At 64.2% G+C, this 17,960-nt stretch carries 21 protein-coding genes; all 21 read right to left on the bottom strand.

The genetic code is table 11. The annotated features are described in order from the left end of the window. Positions 1–28: 28 nt before the first annotated feature. The 21 genes from J8I34_RS26970 to J8I34_RS26870 all read right to left on the bottom strand — a co-directional run bounded on the left by J8I34_RS26970 (position 29) and on the right by J8I34_RS26870 (position 17,875). A complete protein-coding gene (locus tag J8I34_RS26970) occupies positions 29–1,240 on the bottom strand; it encodes a 3-hydroxybenzoate 6-monooxygenase (RefSeq protein WP_209807418.1) in 1,212 nt (403 codons plus the stop codon). 32 nt (positions 1,241–1,272) lie between these two features. Then, positions 1,273–1,914: a maleylacetoacetate isomerase gene (gene maiA / locus J8I34_RS26965; protein ID WP_209807417.1), complete on the bottom strand. Its 642-nt coding sequence runs from the start codon at positions 1,912–1,914 to the stop codon at positions 1,273–1,275. A gap of 20 nt (positions 1,915–1,934) precedes the next feature. Next, positions 1,935–2,633 (bottom strand): fumarylacetoacetate hydrolase family protein, encoded by a 699-nt coding sequence (locus tag J8I34_RS26960; protein ID WP_209807416.1) that lies wholly within the window; start codon positions 2,631–2,633, stop codon positions 1,935–1,937. A 99-nt stretch (positions 2,634–2,732) separates the two neighbouring features. Beyond that, complete coding sequence (gene gtdA / locus J8I34_RS26955; RefSeq protein ID WP_209807415.1) at positions 2,733–3,779, bottom strand: gentisate 1,2-dioxygenase; 1,047 nt, start codon at positions 3,777–3,779, stop codon at positions 2,733–2,735. A gap of 384 nt (positions 3,780–4,163) precedes the next feature. Further along, positions 4,164–4,829: a GntR family transcriptional regulator gene (locus J8I34_RS26950; protein ID WP_209807414.1), complete on the bottom strand. Its 666-nt coding sequence runs from the start codon at positions 4,827–4,829 to the stop codon at positions 4,164–4,166. 36 nt (positions 4,830–4,865) lie between these two features. After that, positions 4,866–6,176, bottom strand: coding sequence for an MFS transporter (locus tag J8I34_RS26945; RefSeq protein ID WP_371748145.1), 1,311 nt, complete (start codon positions 6,174–6,176; stop codon positions 4,866–4,868). A 20-nt stretch (positions 6,177–6,196) separates the two neighbouring features. Beyond that, a complete protein-coding gene (locus J8I34_RS26940; protein ID WP_209774583.1) occupies positions 6,197–6,415 on the bottom strand; it encodes a hypothetical protein in 219 nt (72 codons plus the stop codon). A 14-nt stretch (positions 6,416–6,429) separates the two neighbouring features. Next, on the bottom strand, positions 6,430–6,924 hold the full coding sequence (locus tag J8I34_RS26935; protein ID WP_209774582.1) for a hypothetical protein: 495 nt from the start codon (positions 6,922–6,924) through the stop codon (positions 6,430–6,432). 121 nt (positions 6,925–7,045) lie between these two features. After that, positions 7,046–7,234, bottom strand: coding sequence for a hypothetical protein (locus J8I34_RS26930; protein WP_115665994.1), 189 nt, complete (start codon positions 7,232–7,234; stop codon positions 7,046–7,048). Between the two features lie 24 nt (positions 7,235–7,258). Then, complete coding sequence (locus tag J8I34_RS26925; protein ID WP_209807413.1) at positions 7,259–7,756, bottom strand: hypothetical protein; 498 nt, start codon at positions 7,754–7,756, stop codon at positions 7,259–7,261. A 47-nt stretch (positions 7,757–7,803) separates the two neighbouring features. Then, positions 7,804–8,976, bottom strand: coding sequence for a mandelate racemase/muconate lactonizing enzyme family protein (locus J8I34_RS26920; RefSeq protein WP_209807412.1), 1,173 nt, complete (start codon positions 8,974–8,976; stop codon positions 7,804–7,806). A 7-nt stretch (positions 8,977–8,983) separates the two neighbouring features. Beyond that, a complete protein-coding gene (locus J8I34_RS26915) occupies positions 8,984–9,157 on the bottom strand; it encodes a hypothetical protein (RefSeq protein WP_209774577.1) in 174 nt (57 codons plus the stop codon). Positions 9,158–9,250: 93 nt separating this feature from the next. Next, on the bottom strand, positions 9,251–9,718 hold the full coding sequence (locus J8I34_RS26910; protein ID WP_209807411.1) for a hypothetical protein: 468 nt from the start codon (positions 9,716–9,718) through the stop codon (positions 9,251–9,253). A gap of 64 nt (positions 9,719–9,782) precedes the next feature. Then, positions 9,783–11,147: an MFS transporter gene (locus J8I34_RS26905; protein ID WP_209807410.1), complete on the bottom strand. Its 1,365-nt coding sequence runs from the start codon at positions 11,145–11,147 to the stop codon at positions 9,783–9,785. A gap of 45 nt (positions 11,148–11,192) precedes the next feature. Then, a complete protein-coding gene (locus J8I34_RS26900) occupies positions 11,193–12,764 on the bottom strand; it encodes an FAD-dependent oxidoreductase (protein WP_209807409.1) in 1,572 nt (523 codons plus the stop codon). A 25-nt stretch (positions 12,765–12,789) separates the two neighbouring features. Then, positions 12,790–13,839 carry a Rieske 2Fe-2S domain-containing protein gene (locus J8I34_RS26895; RefSeq protein WP_209807408.1) on the bottom strand — a complete coding sequence of 350 codons (1,050 nt, stop codon included), beginning with the start codon at positions 13,837–13,839 and terminating at the stop codon, positions 12,790–12,792. Between the two features lie 51 nt (positions 13,840–13,890). Then, positions 13,891–14,430: a DoxX family protein gene (locus tag J8I34_RS26890; protein WP_209807407.1), complete on the bottom strand. Its 540-nt coding sequence runs from the start codon at positions 14,428–14,430 to the stop codon at positions 13,891–13,893. After that, positions 14,427–14,918, bottom strand: coding sequence for a hypothetical protein (locus tag J8I34_RS26885; protein WP_209807406.1), 492 nt, complete (start codon positions 14,916–14,918; stop codon positions 14,427–14,429). The genes J8I34_RS26890 and J8I34_RS26885 overlap by 4 nt, the downstream gene beginning before the upstream one ends. Positions 14,919–14,936: 18 nt before the next feature. Continuing rightward, positions 14,937–16,013, bottom strand: coding sequence for a porin (locus tag J8I34_RS26880; protein ID WP_209807405.1), 1,077 nt, complete (start codon positions 16,011–16,013; stop codon positions 14,937–14,939). 313 nt (positions 16,014–16,326) lie between these two features. After that, a complete protein-coding gene (locus J8I34_RS26875; RefSeq protein WP_209807404.1) occupies positions 16,327–17,022 on the bottom strand; it encodes a GntR family transcriptional regulator in 696 nt (231 codons plus the stop codon). Between the two features lies 1 nt (position 17,023). Next, positions 17,024–17,875: an amidohydrolase family protein gene (locus J8I34_RS26870; RefSeq protein ID WP_209807403.1), complete on the bottom strand. Its 852-nt coding sequence runs from the start codon at positions 17,873–17,875 to the stop codon at positions 17,024–17,026. Positions 17,876–17,960 lie beyond the last annotated feature (85 nt).

The following is a 17,960-nucleotide window of genomic DNA, read 5'->3' as shown; positions in this document are numbered from 1 at the left end:
CACGCGTTCCTCTCCCTCACCTCGCTTCTCACAGCCACGGCGTCTGGCTCATGCATTTCTCAGCCCGCCAGCCATGCAGCCATTGCAGCGAGTCGTAGAACTGCGACTGGGTGCGGCCGGTCCACAGCGAGTTGCGCACGTAGCGGTCGACGCCCTTGGCGTGATAGATGCGGCCCATGTCGCGGGCGGCGTACAGCACGCGCGCGGTGCGCGGGATGCGGGCCTGTTCGTACAACGTAAACGCGGCCTCGAAATCTCCATTGGCTTCCTGCACGGCTGCGCCGAGCGTGACCGCGTCTTCGAGCGCCTGGCAGGCCCCCTGCGCGACGTACTGCGTCATCGGATGCGCCGCGTCGCCAAGAATGGTCGCGCGGCCAAAGCTCCAGCGTTCGACCGGTTCGCGGTCGGCCGTGGCCCAGCGCTTCCACGACGATGGCCGGTCGAGCATCTGGTGCGGGAGCGGATGGATGCCCTCGAAGTACGACAGTACCTCCTCCTTGCTGCCGTCCTTCACTCCCCACTCTTCCTTCTCGCGGCTGTGGAACGTGACGACGAGGTTGTACTGCTGGCCGCCGCGCAGCGGGTAGTGCACGAGATGGCAATTTGGGCCGGCCCACACCAAAGGCGCGTTGACTTGCAAGTCCTTTGGCATGTCTTCTACGTCCACCACGGAGCGGTATACGACGTGGCCGGTGACGCGCGCCTCGTCGCCGATCAGCGTCTGGCGGATAGCGGACTTCACTCCATCGCAGCCCACCACGGCATCGGCCACGTGGCATTCGCCGCGCTGGTCGATCACCGTCACGCCGCGCTCGCCCTGCTCCAGCTTTGCGACCCGGGTGCTGGTGCGGAACGTGATTAGCGGATGGTCCTGCACTGCTTCCAGAATTGACAGGTGGATGTCGGCGCGATGGATGACCGCATACGGATTGCCGAAGCGCTCGCGGTACGGTGCGCCCACGTTCACGGCGGCCACGTCGCCGGCGTCGAGCGCGTCCTTCAAGATCATCTGGTCGGTGAACACGGCCCGGTCGCGCGCAGCCTGTCCCACCCCCAGCGCGTCGAGCGCGGCGAAGGCATTGGCGGCGAGTTGGATGCCGGCGCCGATCTCGCCGATCCGGTCGGCCTGCTCCAGCAACTCGATGCGGATGCCCTGCTTCGCCAGCGCGAGCGCCGCGGCAAGGCCGCCGATGCCGCCGCCGATGACCAAGACTTTCCTGTCGGATTGATTCGATTGCATGTGTCGTCTCCTGGACCTGGGCGTTCTTGCACTCAGGCGGTGTAGTCCGGCTGCCGCGCCGGGACGGCCAGAGCGAAAGCGGGGTGCGCGCTGGCGTGGGTAAAGACGGCCATCGCCTTCGGGTAAACGGAAAGATCGCAGCCCATGCGCAAGGCATTGGCGATCTGCGGCACGAGGCAGACGTCGGCCAGCGTGGGCTGCGAGCCGAAGCACCACGGCCCTTCCCCATACCGGGAAAGCAGGCGCTCGACGCCCGCCATGCCTTCGTCGATCCAGTGGCGATACCACGCGTCCTTCTGCTCGGGCGACACCTTCAGCTCGCTTTGCAGGTACTTGAGAATGCGCAGGTTGTTCACCGGGTGCATGTCGCAGCTCACCAGATACGCCAGTTCGAGCACCCGCGCGCGCAGTTCGCCGCTCGCCGGCAGCAGGCGCGGCTCCGGATGGCGCGCATCGAGGTAGTCCAGGATCGCCAGCGACTGCCCGAGCGCGAAGTGGCCATCGATTAGCGCCGGCACCGACGCGGACGGGTTGATTCCTTTCACGTATTCCCCGTCATGATGTTCTCCGACGCGGATGTTCACCGGCAGGTACTCGTACGTCAGCCCCTTGAGCGCGAGGGCGATGCGCACGCGGTACGACGTGGAACTGTTGAAGAAACTATAGAGCTGCATGACGACTCCCGTAATTTCCGTCAGACCACGCGCACGGTCAGTTCGCCGAGCCCGTCCACGCCCGTCACCATCGTCTCGCCGGCGTTCACCGCGCCCACGCCTTCCGGCGTGCCGGTGAAGATCACGTCGCCCGGTTCCAGCCGGAAGAACTGCGACAGGTACGCCACCGTCTCGGCCACCGACCAGATCAAGTGTGTAACGTTGCTGCGTTGCTTCGTCTCGCCGTCGACTGACAGCCAGATCGCCGCGTCGGTGGGGTGTCCGATCTTGCTGGCCGGGTGAATCGGGGCGACCGGAGCGGAAGCGTCGAACGCCTTGCCGATTTCCCACGGACGGCCCATCTCGCGCATCTTCATCTGCAGGTCGCGGCGGGTCATGTCGAGGCCCACTGCGTAGCCCCACACGTGTTCGAGCGCCCGGTTGACGGGGATGTCGGAGCCGGCCTTGCCGATCACCGCCACGAGTTCAGCTTCATAGTGGTAGTTGGTGGTCTGCGCGGGATACTGCAGCTCCAGCACTTGACCGTCCCGCACCGGCACGATGGCGTCGGCGGGCTTGCAGAAGAAGAACGGCGGCTCGCGGTCGGGATCGAAGCCCATCTCGCGGGCATGGGCGGCGTAGTTGCGGCCGACGCAGTACACGCGGCGGACGGCGAACTGGTCGTCGCTGCCTGCGACAGGGATGGAGACAGTTGCAGGGGGCGCGAAGATGTAGGACATGACAGACTCGGTCAAAGAATTGGCAAACGCAGGTTGAGCGGGGCCGAGGCAGCGCCTGTGGCGGCGCGCCCCGTTGGCTTTTATCGAAGGGAAATCGGATCAGGTGCGCGATTCGCGCAACAGGTTGAGCGCGGACAGCACGGGGCGGTCGGAGTAGCTGAACAGCACGGCGTCGTCCAGCGCGGCGAGTTGCACAGGAGCCCACGAGGGCACCACGAAGGTATCGCGCGGCTCGAACTGGAACTGTTCGTCGCCGATGCGCACGGTGCCGCGCCCCTCGACCACGCTGTAGACGGTCGCGTCCGTGCTGCAATACGTGCGGCCCTGGAAGCCGGCCGGCAGGTATTGCATGAAGGTGGCGATGGTCGGCATCGGCCAGCCGCCGGTGGCAGGGTTGACGTAGCGCAGCTTCACGCCGTCCCAGGCATCGAGTTCGCCGTTACGGTAGAGTTGGTCGAGCGCCTCGCGGGAACGGTCGTACGGATAGCTGAAAATCGGCGAGGTCGGGTCGGAAACCTTGTGGCGCACCGGCACCATGTTGTGGCCGAAGCGGGCGAAGCTGTCACCCTCGGTCCGCGTGACCGGCTGCTGCGCCTCCGGGTAGTTCTCGGCAAAGCCGCCGTCGAAGAACTGCACCAGCGGGATATCGAGCCCGTCGAGCCAGACCACCGGCTCGCCGCCGTTCTCGACGGCCGGGTTGCCGTGGTCATGCCACGTCCACGACGGCGTGATGATGAAGTCGCCCGGGCGCATGGTCGTACGCTCGCCATTCACGGCCGTCCAGGCACCCTGACCCTCCACGATGAAGCGCAGCGCCGACTGCGTATGGCGATGGCTCGGCGCCACTTCGCCCGGCAAGATCAGTTGCAGCCCGGCGTAGAGCGAACCGGTGATGCCCGACTTGCCAGGCCGACCCGGATTCTCCAGTACAAGCACGCGGCGCACGGCTTCCTCTGCACTGATGACGTCGCCAGCCTGCATCACCAGCGGCCGGATCTGTCTGTACTTCCAGATGGCCGGCAAAATCTGCGGTTGGGGCTGCGGCGGCACCAGCGAGTGCAGCGATTCCCAGAGGGCGCTCATGTGGCTGCGGCCGATATCGGCGTAATAAGCGGCACGATCGGTGTCGGGTTGGCGTGCGTCCATAATGTCTCCGTAGTGATGGCTTGCACATGGCGGCGAGCATCGGCCGTTCCCGACCTGGAGCCGACGAACTCCGCCGCGACAGCTTCCCCTTCGAGACCACCGAACGGAGACGGACATGACACGACGCGGCATGCAGCAGGGCTGGCCAACCCGCTTTGTAGGTTATATATTATTCAATTCTGCATTCTTAATCAAGGATCGGCAGTCGGATGGGCGTTGCAGCGTGCGAGAGATGCACGCGCATCGCGGCGGCTTCGGGGGCTAGCGGCGCGGGATAGGCGTCAATGATCGCGCGATGACAACGCGCTGCTGGCCGGGATGCCCTGCTCCGACAACCAGCAGGGTCCCTGCCGCCTCGGCATCACCACGATGTTCTGAAGCGGGCTACAGTCCGCGCGCGTCGATCCTCGCCAGCATCGACGTCAGGATCTTTTCGCGCTCACGTTCGAAACTGCGGATAAGTTGCGCGCGGTCCCGTTTCGACATGGCGGCCAACAGAGCGTGCTCCAGGTGGGCGATCCGTTGTTCGCCCGGCACCCTCACCTCCGAGGCCAGCGCCCGGTAGCGGTCGGTCAGCCTGATCAGGCGAACTGCCTCGCGCCGCAGGATCTTGTCCGGCGACAGGTCGAACAGCAGTGCATAGAAATCCTGGTATTCGTCAATCCACTCCGCGCGCTGACCCTTGTCGAGGTAGCTGTCGAGCCGTTCCAGCATGACCTTCAGTGCCTTCATCTGCGTGCTGTCCGGCCAATCGACCGTCTTCAGCAGCTCCCGCTCCAGCAGGAACCGGTAGCGGTAGAGCTGACGGGCTTCGTCGGTCGAAAGCGGAGCGACGAAAAAGCCGCGATTAGGATCGTGTTCGATGATGCCTTCGGCCGCCAGCAGCTTGAGCGCCTCTCGCACCGGCACGCGGCTGATGCCGAAACGGTCGGCCAGGTCGGACTGGCGCAATTGCAGCCCTGGGGCAAGGGTGCCGCGATTAACCAGCTTGCGGACTTGCTGGGCGATCTGGGCGGGAAGGTCGACGCCCTTGACTTCTACATTGTTCATGTTCGGCAGTGGATGGACGGACGGGGACGCCTGCAATCATGACAGGTTCATGCGACTGTACACCGGTTGGAACTGCTCGCGCATGGCCGAGACGTTCGTCATGTACAAAGCCGATGCCAGCAACAGCATCACGCCGCAGGTCGTCAGCGCAGCCGGTGTGCCGACGTACTCCGCCGTCCAGCCCCAGAACAAGGCGCCCACGGGCGAAATGCCCAGGAACGCCACCACGTACAGCGACGCGACCCTGCCACGAAAGCCCTCGGGCGCTGCGAGCTGGATCAGCGTATTGACCGAAGCCGCCGCCAGCATGGTGCCCATGCCGACGAGGAACAGCATCGCGAATCCCGTCCATACCACCGGCGCCAGGGCGAATCCGATGGTGGCGAGCGCAGCCATGACCGAGGCGTAGCCGATCGTCGCCAGCAGCCAGCCGACACCGCGCCGCATCGCCAGATACAGCATCCCAGCCAGCGCGCCAAGCCCCGCCGCGCCAAGCAGCATGCCCAGCGTGCGCGAGTCCCCGTGGAAGCGCTCCCGCACGAACCACGGCATCATTGCGGCATGGGTCTGGATGGTAAAGCTCATCGTTGCCAGCAGCCACAGGCTGTTGCGGCACGGCGTGAAGCGATTCGCGTAGCGCAGCCCAGCCGCGAACTGCCTGAGCCAAGGCTCCGGCTGCGCCGCGCGCTGCGCGGGCGCCAGGCGCATGGCGCACAACGCCGCGATGATCGAAAAGCGCAGGATCGCGTTGGCCGCGAACGCCCACACCTGGCCGAAAGTGGCGATGATGGCCCCAGCGATCGTCGGGCCGACGAATCGAGCACCCGCCATCATGCTGGAATTGAGAGCGATGGCGTTGGCGAGATCTTCCTTGCGCTCCACCATCTGCGACAATAGCGATTGCCGCGCCGGCGAATCGAACGCATTCACGATGCCGAGCACCAGATTCGCCACCACAATATGCCAGGGCCGCAGCAGGCCGGTTGCCACCAGCGACAGCATCGCCACCGACTGCATGCACGCGACGGCATTCGCCACCATCAGCACGCGCCGGGTATCGAGACGGTCCAGCAGCGGCCCCGTCACCGGCGCCATCAGCAGAAAGGGAATCTGCAGCGCGAAGGCGGCCAGGCCCAGAACCTGCGTCGAACCGGAGAGCGCATAGGCCAGCCAGGACGTGGCGATCAACTGCTGCCAGTTGCCCACTTGCGCGGCACCCTGCCCCGCCATGAACAGGCGGAAGCTGCGGGAGGAGAGTGCGCGGAGGCCGTGGGGTAACTGCATAAGGGACACCATAAGAAAAAAAGAGCGACAGCCGTTTCCAGGCGCCGCCCAACTCTCGAGCACGAGAAGTCAATAATTAATGATCAGCCATCGGCGTTGCCACGCTTCGCCCCGCCGGAACGGCTTGCCCGGCAATCCTTGACGAACATCACGAAGATGTAGAGCCATGCCGCTACCAGCGCAAAGCAGTCGCGATAGCGCAGCGGACGATAATCCGCATAGCCCAGTCCGGTCGAGCCGATGCACGCGGCGAGCGTGATGAGCAGACAGATACCGACAGCAATCCACATTGGTTTCTTCATCGCAGTCTCCCGGTTCAGGCGTCGGCCTGCTGAACCACGCGCACCCGACCGGCGCCTTCGCGCGATCGCACCAGCGTCTTCCATCCGTCCCACAGCCATACCGGCTCGACCCGGGCCTGCAGGATCGTCGCGTAGTGCCCGCCATACGCCAACAGCAGCGAGACGTTCATCAGCAGTTCCTGCGGGCCGGAAAACAACTGGCGCGGCGTGCCCACGATAAACGTGTTCATCCAGAAGATATTGAAGGTGGTCGGCATCTCCAGCACCAGGGCCAGCAGCACGTTCCGGTTGGTCACGAGCAAGATCCCACAGAAGCATTCGAGGAACTTGATGCCCTGGTAGATGTAGATGGCCTTCGCCGCATCCACATAGGCGCCGGCGGCTCCGGGTATCTCCGGAATGAAGCCGGTGGCGATGTAGCGAACGCTGGAATAGATCAGGTTGGCACCAAAGTAGATCCGCAACCAGGCGACCACGTATTTCCACGGGGATCGCACATCCCTGTTCATTTGATGTCTCCTCTGTTTAGTTATTGTTCACCGCCGGCTTGCTTCAGCCGGCTGGGCGCCGCCGGCAACTACTGCCCCGACCGGCGCCCCGGTCACACCGGCGTCATGCCGATGCCCCCGCTCATGACTTGTTGCTGTCGCGATCCTTGATGAGCGTCACGATCAGGAAGGTCCATGACACCCCAAGCGCGAAATAGTCAAAATTGCGCAGCGGGCGATATTCCGCATAGCCCAGCCCTGTCGAGCCGATGCAGGCAGCCACGGACAAGAACACGCACATGGCCACGCCAATCCACATCTCTTTCTTCATTGCAGTCTCCGGTTCAGGCTTTTGTCAGGCTTCAATCTGTTGGACCGAGGTAGGTGGGGCCTCGCCGCGTTCGCGCGCGCTTGCCACCTTCTTCAGTCCGTCCCACAGCCACATCGGCTCGACTTTCGCCTGCAGGACCGACACGTAGTACCCACCGTAGGCAAGCAGCAGGGCGCCATTCATGAACAACTCCTGTGGGCCCGTGAAGAGCTGGCGCGGCGTGGCCACGATGAAGGTGTTCAGCCAGAAGATGTTGACCGTAGCCGGCATCTCGAGTATCAGCGCCAGCAACACGCCGCGATTGGTCAGCAGCATCAGGCCCAGGACGCATTCCATATACTTGATGATCTGGAAGATGTAGATGTCCGAGGCCGCGGCTACATAAGCGCCCCCGATGCCCGGTATCTCGGGCACGTACGAAGTCAGGATGAAGCGGGCACCAGAGTAGAAGAGGTGCGCGCCAAAATAGATACGCAACCACAGGATCGCGTACTTCCAAGGTGATTGATTGGCCCTGCTCATGTCTGTCTCCTTGAGATAAATTGAAATCCTGGCGGGATCAGGGGGCCCTACAGGTTGACCACCCGCGCCGGACGGCCCTCGGTGCGAATCTGCGCGAGCAGTGTCTCGTTCAGTTCCACGCCGAGGCCCGGTCCGTCGCCGGGGGATACATGGCCGCGCTGGAATCGCGCGCCTTGCAGGGCAAGGTCCGCACCCTGCGCAATGTCTTCGCTGTTCCAGACACCATGCACGGCCAGCGGCCCGGTGCTCTCGCTGATGAACTGGCAGGCCCACTGGTTCGCCACCCACAGGTGGGCCGTCGGGCAGGCCTCCACGCCGGAGCCGATCAGCGTGCTGCACATCACCGGCAGGTCGAACATCTGGGCCACGGCGAGGAAGCGCTGGGCCTTCAAGAGGCCGCCGACCTTCTGCACCTTCAGGATTACGCCGTCGGCGGCGCGCCGCTCGGCAATTTCCTTCAGGTGATGCAGCTCCTGTGCTGCCTCGTCGGCGTACAGCGGTGTCTCGATGCGCTGTCGCAGGCGCGCCATGCCCTCGATGTCCCAATGCGGCAGGGGCTGCTCGACAAAGTCCAGTCGAGACGCATCGAGCCGTCGGATCGTGCGCAGGGCCTGCTCGTAGTTCCACGAGCCATTGGCGTCCAGGCAGATGCGCGCGCTGGCGCCCAGCGCCTCGCGCACGGCGGCCGCGGTCGCCACGTCGTTGTCGAAGGTGCCGCGCCCCACCTTCAGCTTGAAGGCGACGAAACCGGCTTCCCGGGCCGCCAGCGCTGCCTCGGCCACCTGGTCCGGCGCGCCGGCCGACAGCACCCAGCCGAGCGGCGCCGATTCGCGTGTGCGCCCGCCGAGCAACTGGTAGACCGGCACGCCCAGCGCCTTGCCCTTCAGGTCGTGCAGCGCGCAGTCGACCAGTCCCTTGGCCTGGTTGTTGTCGCGCGCCAGCGTGTCCATCGCGCCGACGATCTTCTCGATGTTGCGTGGGTCTTCACCGAGCAGAATGCGCGGAGCGAATATGTCGCAGATCATGGCGACCATCGAGGCCTGGCTTTCGCCGCGGTACCACGAGGACGTATCGCCGGATTCCGCGATGCCCACCAGGCCGCTGTCGGTATGCAGTCGCAGCAGCAGCGTATCGAGTTTGGTGATGGTGACGTTCGGCAATCGCAGCGGCTTCTTCAGCGGCATCGATACCGGAATGCATTCGACTTTGGTGATTTTCATGGCGACATCATTTCCTTCTGGCGTCGCGGAGCAGCGCAACCACGGCAATAACGCCCGCGGCCAGCGGCGGGCCGTAGTCGTAGATCCGCAGTGGTCTTGCACCGAAGCTGGTAGAGGCAGCCATGACGATGAGTATCGTCGCCACGATCACCGCCACAACAATGACTAGATCCTTGATCACGTTTATCTCCTCCTGCCAAACCGGCGCTGCATGTCCAATCTGGCGGCTTGCTTGAATCGAAGCGTTGACGGCATGCCGTCCCGCGAGTCGCCCTTACTCCCTCGTTTCAGCGCGTGACGGGTGCGACAACCCGTCCCAAAACCAGAATGGCCTGGTCTTGACGCGACAGAAGTTCGCGTAGTACCCCCCGTAGGCGAGCAGCAGGGCGCCGTTCAGAAGCAACTCCTGGAGCCCGGTGAACAACTGCCGCGGTGCGGGAGAAATGAAGAGATTCAAGTAGATGATCGTGACGCTGATGCCCGCCATCACGATCAGCGCAAGCGGCACTGCCAGATTGAAAAGCAACATCGTCCCCAGCACGACCTCGAGGTACTTGACTACCTGGTAAAAACCGATATCCGCCATGGCATGAAGATACGGCCCCACGCGCCCGGCATGACTGAAATCCGGAACGAAGTTGAAGATGACGTAATTCAAGCCTGAAGCCAGATAGTGAATGGCGAAGTACAACCTGAGCCAAAGGACAAGATATTTCCATGGCGATTTCTCAGCGGCATGCATTGCAGTTTCCTTTTTGCGGTCAGACAAAATGGATGGTGGGCGAGGCGCGACACGAGGCCGTGGATCAGGAGGAGCGACGCTGACTTGCTGCCCCGAGCGCTCGTGAGACGCACACCAGCAGGCACACGGCTATGCCGACCGAGACTACGTAACACCACACAAACGCATGGCCGAGCGCGTTGGGGCCGTCGAAGAACAGCCGCGCCACCAGCGCACAGACGGTGGGACCGAGCGCCAGCCCAAGCAGGTTGGTGATGAGGTAATAGAGCGCCGTCAGCTTGCCCATCATGTTGCCCGGCGTGAAATTGGCCATGGTGGCACCGCCGGCTACGGCGAAGATCACGAAGAAGAAGGTCTGTGCGCCGTAGGCGATGGCGCCGAGCTGGGCGCTGTGGATCAGCGGGAAACAGGCGGTGATAAGCGCGGCCACGGCGGTCGAGCCGATCGCGACGCGAACCGGTGCGTCGCTCCACCGCTTCTGCAGTTTGTCCGCCACACTGCCGAAGAACAGCAGGCCCAGCGGTGAAGCCACTACGCTAATCGCACCAAGCGCCTTGCCGATCTCGGGGCGGGCGATGCCCATCGAGCGGTTGATAATTTCAGGCAGCCACGCCAGTTGGCTGCCGATGGCGATACCGTAGAGGCAGATGGCGATCCACAGCGGCCCGTAGACGGCACGGTGCTGCCATGCGAAGCGCAGTGCAGCCGGATAGGTGACGCGATCCGCTTGGGCGACGGCATCGCGTCGTGGTGGCTCGCGCAGCAGCAGCATCAATGCGGCCAGCGGCACGCCCAGCAGCCCCGGCACGATCAGCACGAATTGCCAGGGCTTCAGCGTGCCCAGCAGCGGCACGCCGGCCAGCTTGCCGCTGGCCGCGAACGTCAGCAGGAAGCTGCCAAGCACCAGCGCGAGCCCGCTGCCCAGCAGCGGCCCGATGTTGTAGATGCCGAACGCCAGCCCGCGCCGCTCCGGCGGAAAGGCGTCGCGGATCATCGACGATGCCGCCGGCGGCAGCATGGCCTCCCCTACGCCCAAGCCGATACGCGCGAGGAACAGTTGCCAGTACGTATTGCTCAGTCCGCACAGCATCTGCACGCCGGACCACATCAGGATGGCGCCGCTCAGCAGATACTTTCGCCTGTACAGGTCGACCAAGTATCCAGCGGGAATGCCAAGCACGCTGTACAGCAGCATGAACGACAGCCCGAGCAGCCAGCTCACTTCCAGGTCGGTGGCGTTGAGATCCTGCTTGATGGGGCCGACCACCAGCGAGATGGCGCCACGGTCGATGAACGACACGATATAAACCAGGGTGAGCACGAACAGCAAGGCCCAGCCGCCTGGCGCCACCGCCGATTTCGCCGGCGCCGGCGCGACCGCTGCGGACCTGCGCGGCGGCGACTGGATTGTGGTGGGGCTTTCCAACATGATTGTCTCCAGTTTTCGGTTCTTCGAACTCTCGTTGCGCGGGCCTCAGCGGTCCCAGGCGGCTTCTTCCAGCGCCGCGCGCGCGGCGGTGCGGCCCGACACGATGAACTCCGCAATGTCGCCCATCGAGTTGTAGTAAGGGCCCCACAGCGAGCCGCATTCGCCGATGGCGTACAGGCGCGGGATGGGAGCGCCGCGTTGGTCGAGCACGCGCTGGCGGGCGTCGTGACGAGGGCCGCCGTGCGTGTTCAGGAAGGTCGGCAGCATCGGGCCGATGGCGTAGTACGGTCCCTTATCGAGCGGGACGAGGAAGTTCTTGCGACCGAAGTCGGTGTCCTCGCCGGCTACGCATTGCGCGTTGTAGCGCGCCACCGTGGTCTTCAGCGCATCGGGGTCGAGATGGCCGGCGGGCCAGGCGCCGGGCTCGGCGTCCCAGCGGCACTTCAGCGCCAGCTCCTCCAGCGTGTCGGCCTGGATGATCCAGCCGTTCTCCAATTCGGCGAGGTTGTCCTGGCTCCAGGGAGGAGTGCGCGAGTTCAGCGTCGTCATGGCGGCGCCGCCCGCGCGGACCTTCTCGTCGAAGATGTGGAAGGCGGGCACGTTGATGAATTCGGGCACATCGGGGTTGGTGGCCAGCCAGGTGGCGCGATTGCCCAGGCCGTGGCGGACATCGGCCGTATCGGTGGTCTCGTTGTGGAACCGGGCTGCCTGGCGGTTCACCCAGATCAGGCTGCCGCCATCCTTGAAGGCCCCCGAGTTGTAGCCGAAACCTGCGACCTTGTTGAGGTCGTACGTCACGTACACGCGACCGCCGTCCACCTTGATGCCCAAGTTCAGCGGCCCCGCCACGGCATTCATGTGCCAGAGCTGCGCACCGACTTCCTGCGCCATGCGGATGCCGTCGCCGGTCAGGTTCGGGCTGCCAAGGAAATGGATGGGGCACGGTGTCAGGTACTGCCGGCACATCGCGGCGTCGAACTCGAAGCCGCCACTGGCAAGCACGGTCGCCTTGCGTGCCTTGACAGCGATGGTGCGGCCGTCGACGGTGCGGGCAAGCACGCCGAGGATGACGCGCGACACCGGATCCTGCACGAGCTGCGTCACCGTGGTATTGCACTGAACGCGCGCGCCGTGCTTCTCGGCCACGGCGGCGATGGCGTTGTACAGCCCTGCCCCGCCGGGCGCGGCCACCACGCTCATGCCGTGGATACTGGCGGCGCCCGGCGCGCCCGGAAACTCGGGGAAGAATCCTGGCGCACTGAAGGGCCGGGGGTTGTCCTTCAGCGGCAGCTCCAGCTTGTGCTGGAAGGCCGGGATGTCCTTCAGGCCCGTGACGAAGTTGCGCAGGACCGGCTCGTCGGTCTGGCCCGCGCACAGCCAGTTCATGTAGTCGAACGTGGCGTCCTCGTCGGTCGAGGTCATGATGAGCCCGCCCGCGACGCAAACCGAATTGCCACCGCCGCGATCGCCCTTTTCCAACACCAGCACGTCGGCGCCGGCCTCGGCTGCTGCGAAGGCGAACGTCGCGCCCGCGCCGCCGTAGCCGACCACCACCATGTCGGCCTCGTCGTCCCACGTCGGCGGCGACCAGCTCACTGCATCCGTCTTCTGTTCCATCTTCTTATCTCAGGGTCCTATCGGTTCAGGCCGGCTCGGCAACCCGCTGCTCGTCGGACAGCAGGCGGGCGTAGATCTCGTTGTAGCGGACGATCGGCTGGTCCATCGGAAGCAACACATACTTGCGGCCAGGCGAACGGTGGATCATGTCCTGCTGCGCCTCGATGATCCGCTTGTCTTCCTGGAAAGCGGCGTCGGCGATGCCGAAGCAGTGTTGCTTCAGTTCAGCGGCGGCGGCCCACGGCCCGAAGTTGAAGAAGAAGCGCGACTTGTTCTTGCTGATGGGCGTGATCATCTGGCAAGTGCAGCGCTTGAAGATCGGCATCTCGGTTACGTCGCCGCCCTCGCTGCGCTCGAGCACGCCCGGCTCGTAGGAAGTGATGGTGAGGATAAACACGCCCGGCACCAGGAACAGACTGACGACGCGGTCATCGCACGGGCGCGCGCCGAAGTACGGATTGGACTGGCGGCCCAGCTGCCAGCGGTCGGCCAGCACGCCGCGCTCCAGTTGCGTGACGCCGCGTTTCGTCTCACTTTCCTTCATCATCTTCAGCGCGACGGGATCGCTGGCACCGAAGGTGGCTTCGTGCACGAACGGCGCGTGCGAGAGGTCGAGCAGGTTGTCGGAGATCAGTTCGGCATTCACGTCCATGTCGAAGGTCGAGCATTGCATCGCCCACTCGGCGTTGTCCGGCCCGATGATGGGCGGCACCAGCGCCTCGTCCGCCTTCTCCGCCTCGCCCATCCAGACCCATGCCGCGCCGTGCTTCTCCACGATCGGGTAGGCCCGCACGCACACGCGCGGGGAGATGCGGTCCTGGCCCGGCACTTCCGTGCAACGCCCGTCCGCGGCGAACTTCAGGCCGTGGTACATGCAGCGCAGTTCGTCGCCCTCTTTGCGGCCGACCGACAGCGGCGCAAGGCGGTGGCAGCAGCGATCTTCCAGCGCAGCCAGGCTTCCGTCGGTCTTGCGATAGACGGCCAGCGGCTCGTCCATCACGGTAAAGGGCACGATGGCGTCGTCGGCAAAGTCAGTAGACCATCCGACCATGTACCAACAATTGCGAAGGAACATTTCTTTACTCCAGGTTGTGTTTTGAGGATCAGCGACCTTGATGAGCGAGGTTCACGTACTTCGTTGTTCGTCGGAGCACGAAGTGAAGACGGCAGCCGGCAGGCGCTTGAAGTCTTCGAGACCCCCCGGCGATGTCCGGCACGCCAGCATCGGCAGGTAGTAGCGCAGGTAGGCCAGAATCAGGATGACGTTCAGATACAGGCACCACACGCTCATGGAGGTGCTGAGCAGCATGCCGAACCGCAGGTTAAGGACAATGGCGTTGAAGAAGACCATGAACGAGATCGGCAAGGTCATCGCCAGCGCGAGGGGGACGAACAGGTCAAGCAACAGGAGCAAGCCCGCTATCAGTTCGCACGCCTTGACGATGTCGAACACACCGGTCTCGATCAGCGTGACCAGCATCGCATTCGAAGCGGGCAGGGTGCCAAGTGGCTGAGGGAAGATGGGTGGGAATCCAAAGTTCGTCAGCCAATGGCTAAGGCCGCTGTTGATCATCCAGGCGCCGAGGACCAGCCGCATCAGGGTGATGACCAGACGGCCTGCGATGGCAGCGTCCAGCCTCTTTTTCGCAAAGGACGGTGTACTCATTTGGCATCTCCGGAATGGGCAGTCTTCGCGGCCTCGCCGGCCGGCGGGAATTGGACGAAACGCCGCCTTTCGGCGATCCGGCCCGTATAGGCGCCTGTCCTGAACACGTCAAGCACATCGACAGCGGGCTCGCCACGCGCCGCTTCCACACGGTGGTAAACAGCGACAACCAGGCCTTCGGCAATCACCTGTCGGATCTCGTGGCGGATCGGCGGGCCATCGCGCAGCTCGATCGAGCCGGGATTGTGGTCGACTATCTTTGGCGAGAAATATCCCTGCGCGGCCTGCGCGCCCCGACCGTTGTCGTATGCCTGCTTCATATAGTCCAGCACGATAGTGCGCGGGAGCTTTCCCACGCCGGGGCCGTTGTCGCCATACCATCGCGGATTGAAATGCAGGCTGTAAGCGAACGATAGTGCGATCGCGATGCCGACTCCGATGGAGAGCGCGCGGGTCTTGCTCGCATTCATTGCGGTATTCGTTTTCATCAAGGAACTCCGGCTGCGTCAGAAACGGTGATAGATGCCCGCGCCAAGCGCGTTCACTTTCTCGTGCAACTGGGTGGGTGCAGCGAGCCCGCCGGGTGGATAAATCGTCTGCTTTGACGAACCGCGGTTTTCGAGGCGCTTGAAGAACGCGTAGAGCGTCGTGCGCTTGGATAATTCGTAGGTGTAGCCGATGGCCCAGGCGGCCACGTCCGCCGTCGGCGTGTTATCCGGGAGGCCGTTCGTCACTCCGCTGTCGCGCATGCCGTAGGCAAGCTTCAGATTGCCCGCCGCGCCAACCGGAATGGTGGTGCCGACTTGCCACGCCGAGTCATGCGCCGCGCCGAGCCGGTAGCGCAACTGATAGTTGGCGTACAGCGTGGCCCAGGGCGTCTCGTAAGAGGCCGCGAAGGCGTGCTCGAGCTGACGGCTGGTGTCCGGTGTCAGGTTGGTCGTTCCCGTGGCGCGGGCAAAGCCGTAGCCGGCGCTCAGCTTGTTGGCCGTGTAGAGGAACGTGACGATGTCGTAGTTGCGGTTGACCGGCGTGCCCGCATTCTCGCTGAACACATGCGCTGCCGAAACCGTTACGCCGCCGAAGGATGGCGAGTTGTAGCGGACCGCGTTATCCGAGCGGGCCGGGTCATTGAGCGGGTTGAACATCCACGGGTTGCTCGACTCGCCGGTGAGCGACGCTGCCACCGAACCCGGAGCCATCAGTACGGGATCGAAAATAGCCGCGAAGTCGTAACCCGGCGTGGGCTGCCGGCCCAGCGCGATCTCGCCATAAGTATTGCTGCGCATACCGACAGTTGCGCGACGGCCGAACAGCCGGCCGCCCTGCGCGTTGGTACCGGTATCCATGTTGTAGCCGCCCTCAAGCACGAACACGGCCTTGAGGTCCGCCGAGAGGTCTTCGGTGCCGCGCATACCCCAGCGTGAGCCAGCCAGGCCACCGCTGTTCAGGCTCGTGACGCTCTTCTCCGAATTGCGAAAATAGCCGACAAAGCTGTCAGCAACCCCGTAGATAGTCACGCTGGTGGCAGATGCGGCAAGGGGGAAAAAGCCGGCAACCGCGATTCCGGCGAGTCTTTTGTCCACGTCGTCTCCTTCTAGTCGTTATGTTCTTGCCAGTGGGCTGGCATTGGGTGCTACATACTGGCCAACGGCGTCTCTGGCCGCTGTGTCCGAAGGTGCTCTTGATCCAGAAGGGGAATTCCTCCGTTTCCTTCAGTCAAAATAATATTCAATTTAGTATTGCGAATCTTATACAGCGACACGCGGTACTTCAATCTTTTCTTTGGCATTACGGGGTAAACCCCGCTCCTCCCCCACTCCACCAAAACGCACGGACGAGCGCCGTCCCCGTCCGCGTGTGGTCGCGCACGGAGATATACAGCGTCGAGATGTGACTTCAGAGACCGCGCGCGGTCAGCGACGCCAGCAGGCGCTCCTCCAGCGCGCTGCGGTCGCGGCGGTAGGCTTCCAGCAACGCCGCGCGGTCTTGCGCGGCGAGCGTTTCGACGAGATGATGTTCCGGATCGGCCGGGAAGCGATAGCCGGCAATATCTGGCGCGGCCATCGCCCTATAGCGATCCGTCTGCCGCATCAATCGCATCACTTCGCGCCTGAGCACCGCGTCGGGTGACAAGGCGAAGATGGCAGCATGGAACTCCCGGTGGGCGCGAACCCACGCGGCGCCAGCGCGCTCCGTGAGATGGTGGTCGAGCAGCGCGAGCCGCATGCGCAGGTCCGCCAGTTCGCCGGCGTCGGGCCATCTCACCGTCGACAGCAGTTGCGTCTCGAGCAGATGGCGTATGCGATAGAGTTGCCGCGCCTCGCTACTCGACAGCGGCGCAACGTAGAAACCGCGATTCGGGTCGTGGCAGACCGCGGCCTCGGCCACCAGCAGGCTCAGCGTTTCCCGCACCGGCACCCGGCTGATGCCGAAGCGCCGGGCCAGGTCCTGCTGCCGCAACTGCTGTCCTGGCGACAGTTTCCCTTCGTTGATCAGTTCCCGAATATCAGCCGCGAGCCGCGACGGCATATCGGTATCGGTGGCGCGAGGCGTTACGCCCGCGGGAGGATCGAACACCTCGCGCCGGCCCATCTCAGCGCGCTCCCCAGTACACAGCGTGCGCGGTGTCGTGCAGAACCTTGTGCTGGTCGGCTTCAGACAGCAGCGACACCGACTCCTTCGCCAGCGCCACCATCTGCGCGTAGCTGCCCTTGGACTGCGCGACGTCGGACCCCCACATCACGCGATCCGCGCCGAACGCGCGCACCACTCGTTCGACCATCGGCGCTCCCTGCATCTGGGCGGCGGCGAGTTTGCCGAGGTTGATCATCGAGTACAGCAGGTAGACGTTGGGATGCTCCACCATCTCGAGCAGCGGGGCATCGACGCCGTGGTCCGGCGCGCCGCTTTCGCCCGCGATATTGGAGAAGTGATCCAGCACCACGGTGGTCTGCGGAAACCGCAATAGTACCGGCTTGAGCGCCTTCAGGGCAGCCTCGCGATTCCAGCGATAGAAGTGCAGCCGCACCGATCCGCCCAGTTCCGACACGGTCTCCCAAGCTGCCATCGCCTCGGGCGATGCGAACCAGGACGGATCCGCGCCCTTGAAGGGCTCGGTCAGGCGAATGCCGACCGCGCCGCGCTCGCCGACCCAGTGCCGCACCTGCCGGCGGATGTCCGGGTCGAGCGCGTCAACCATGCCAAGCGCGCGCAGGCGTTCCGGATACCGCTGGGCTGCATCGCACACATAGGCGTTGTTGAAACCGTAGATATGCGCCCGTTGCACCGCCAGCGCGCGCTCGATGCCTTGCTCGTCCATCAGCGCCAGCAGGCGCTCCGCTGTCACGGGATTGTCGAGCGCGCCGGGCTCCAGCTCTCCGCTCAGTGGCGAAGTCGGATAGCGTTCCGCATCAGCGGAAATCAGGTGTGCATGACTGTCGATCATTGGCTTTGTCTCCTGTGAGTAATGAAGTGAAGTGGTGTCCGGTTCCTTGCGCCCCGCTCCCTCGAGCTGGAGAGAAAAGCTGGCC

The organism is Cupriavidus phytohabitans (assembly GCF_017815025.1).
Classification (GTDB): Bacteria; Pseudomonadota; Gammaproteobacteria; order Burkholderiales; family Burkholderiaceae; genus Cupriavidus.
This window is presented reverse-complemented; position numbering and strand designations above follow the sequence as displayed.

What these genes read in the sequence shown, in the direction of transcription:
- J8I34_RS26875 (WP_209807404.1), bottom strand. Translation starts at nt 17,022, where the DNA reads ATGGGCCGGCGCGAGGTGTTCGATCCTCCCGCGGGCGTAACGCCTCGC.
- J8I34_RS26870 (WP_209807403.1), bottom strand. Translation starts at nt 17,875, where the DNA reads ATGATCGACAGTCATGCACACCTGATTTCCGCTGATGCGGAACGCTAT.
- J8I34_RS26940 (WP_209774583.1), bottom strand. Translation starts at nt 6,415, where the DNA reads ATGAAGAAACCAATGTGGATTGCTGTCGGTATCTGTCTGCTCATCACG.
- J8I34_RS26950 (WP_209807414.1), bottom strand. Translation starts at nt 4,829, where the DNA reads ATGAACAATGTAGAAGTCAAGGGCGTCGACCTTCCCGCCCAGATCGCC.
- maiA (WP_209807417.1), bottom strand. Translation starts at nt 1,914, where the DNA reads ATGCAGCTCTATAGTTTCTTCAACAGTTCCACGTCGTACCGCGTGCGC.
- J8I34_RS26960 (WP_209807416.1), bottom strand. Translation starts at nt 2,633, where the DNA reads ATGTCCTACATCTTCGCGCCCCCTGCAACTGTCTCCATCCCTGTCGCA.
- J8I34_RS26930 (WP_115665994.1), bottom strand. Translation starts at nt 7,234, where the DNA reads ATGAAGAAAGAGATGTGGATTGGCGTGGCCATGTGCGTGTTCTTGTCC.
- J8I34_RS26970 (WP_209807418.1), bottom strand. Translation starts at nt 1,240, where the DNA reads ATGCAATCGAATCAATCCGACAGGAAAGTCTTGGTCATCGGCGGCGGC.
- J8I34_RS26895 (WP_209807408.1), bottom strand. Translation starts at nt 13,839, where the DNA reads ATGTTCCTTCGCAATTGTTGGTACATGGTCGGATGGTCTACTGACTTT.
- J8I34_RS26900 (WP_209807409.1), bottom strand. Translation starts at nt 12,764, where the DNA reads ATGGAACAGAAGACGGATGCAGTGAGCTGGTCGCCGCCGACGTGGGAC.
- J8I34_RS26925 (WP_209807413.1), bottom strand. Translation starts at nt 7,756, where the DNA reads ATGAGCAGGGCCAATCAATCACCTTGGAAGTACGCGATCCTGTGGTTG.
- J8I34_RS26885 (WP_209807406.1), bottom strand. Translation starts at nt 14,918, where the DNA reads ATGAAAACGAATACCGCAATGAATGCGAGCAAGACCCGCGCGCTCTCC.
- gtdA (WP_209807415.1), bottom strand. Translation starts at nt 3,779, where the DNA reads ATGGACGCACGCCAACCCGACACCGATCGTGCCGCTTATTACGCCGAT.
- J8I34_RS26935 (WP_209774582.1), bottom strand. Translation starts at nt 6,924, where the DNA reads ATGAACAGGGATGTGCGATCCCCGTGGAAATACGTGGTCGCCTGGTTG.
- J8I34_RS26905 (WP_209807410.1), bottom strand. Translation starts at nt 11,147, where the DNA reads ATGTTGGAAAGCCCCACCACAATCCAGTCGCCGCCGCGCAGGTCCGCA.
- J8I34_RS26910 (WP_209807411.1), bottom strand. Translation starts at nt 9,718, where the DNA reads ATGCATGCCGCTGAGAAATCGCCATGGAAATATCTTGTCCTTTGGCTC.
- J8I34_RS26920 (WP_209807412.1), bottom strand. Translation starts at nt 8,976, where the DNA reads ATGAAAATCACCAAAGTCGAATGCATTCCGGTATCGATGCCGCTGAAG.
- J8I34_RS26890 (WP_209807407.1), bottom strand. Translation starts at nt 14,430, where the DNA reads ATGAGTACACCGTCCTTTGCGAAAAAGAGGCTGGACGCTGCCATCGCA.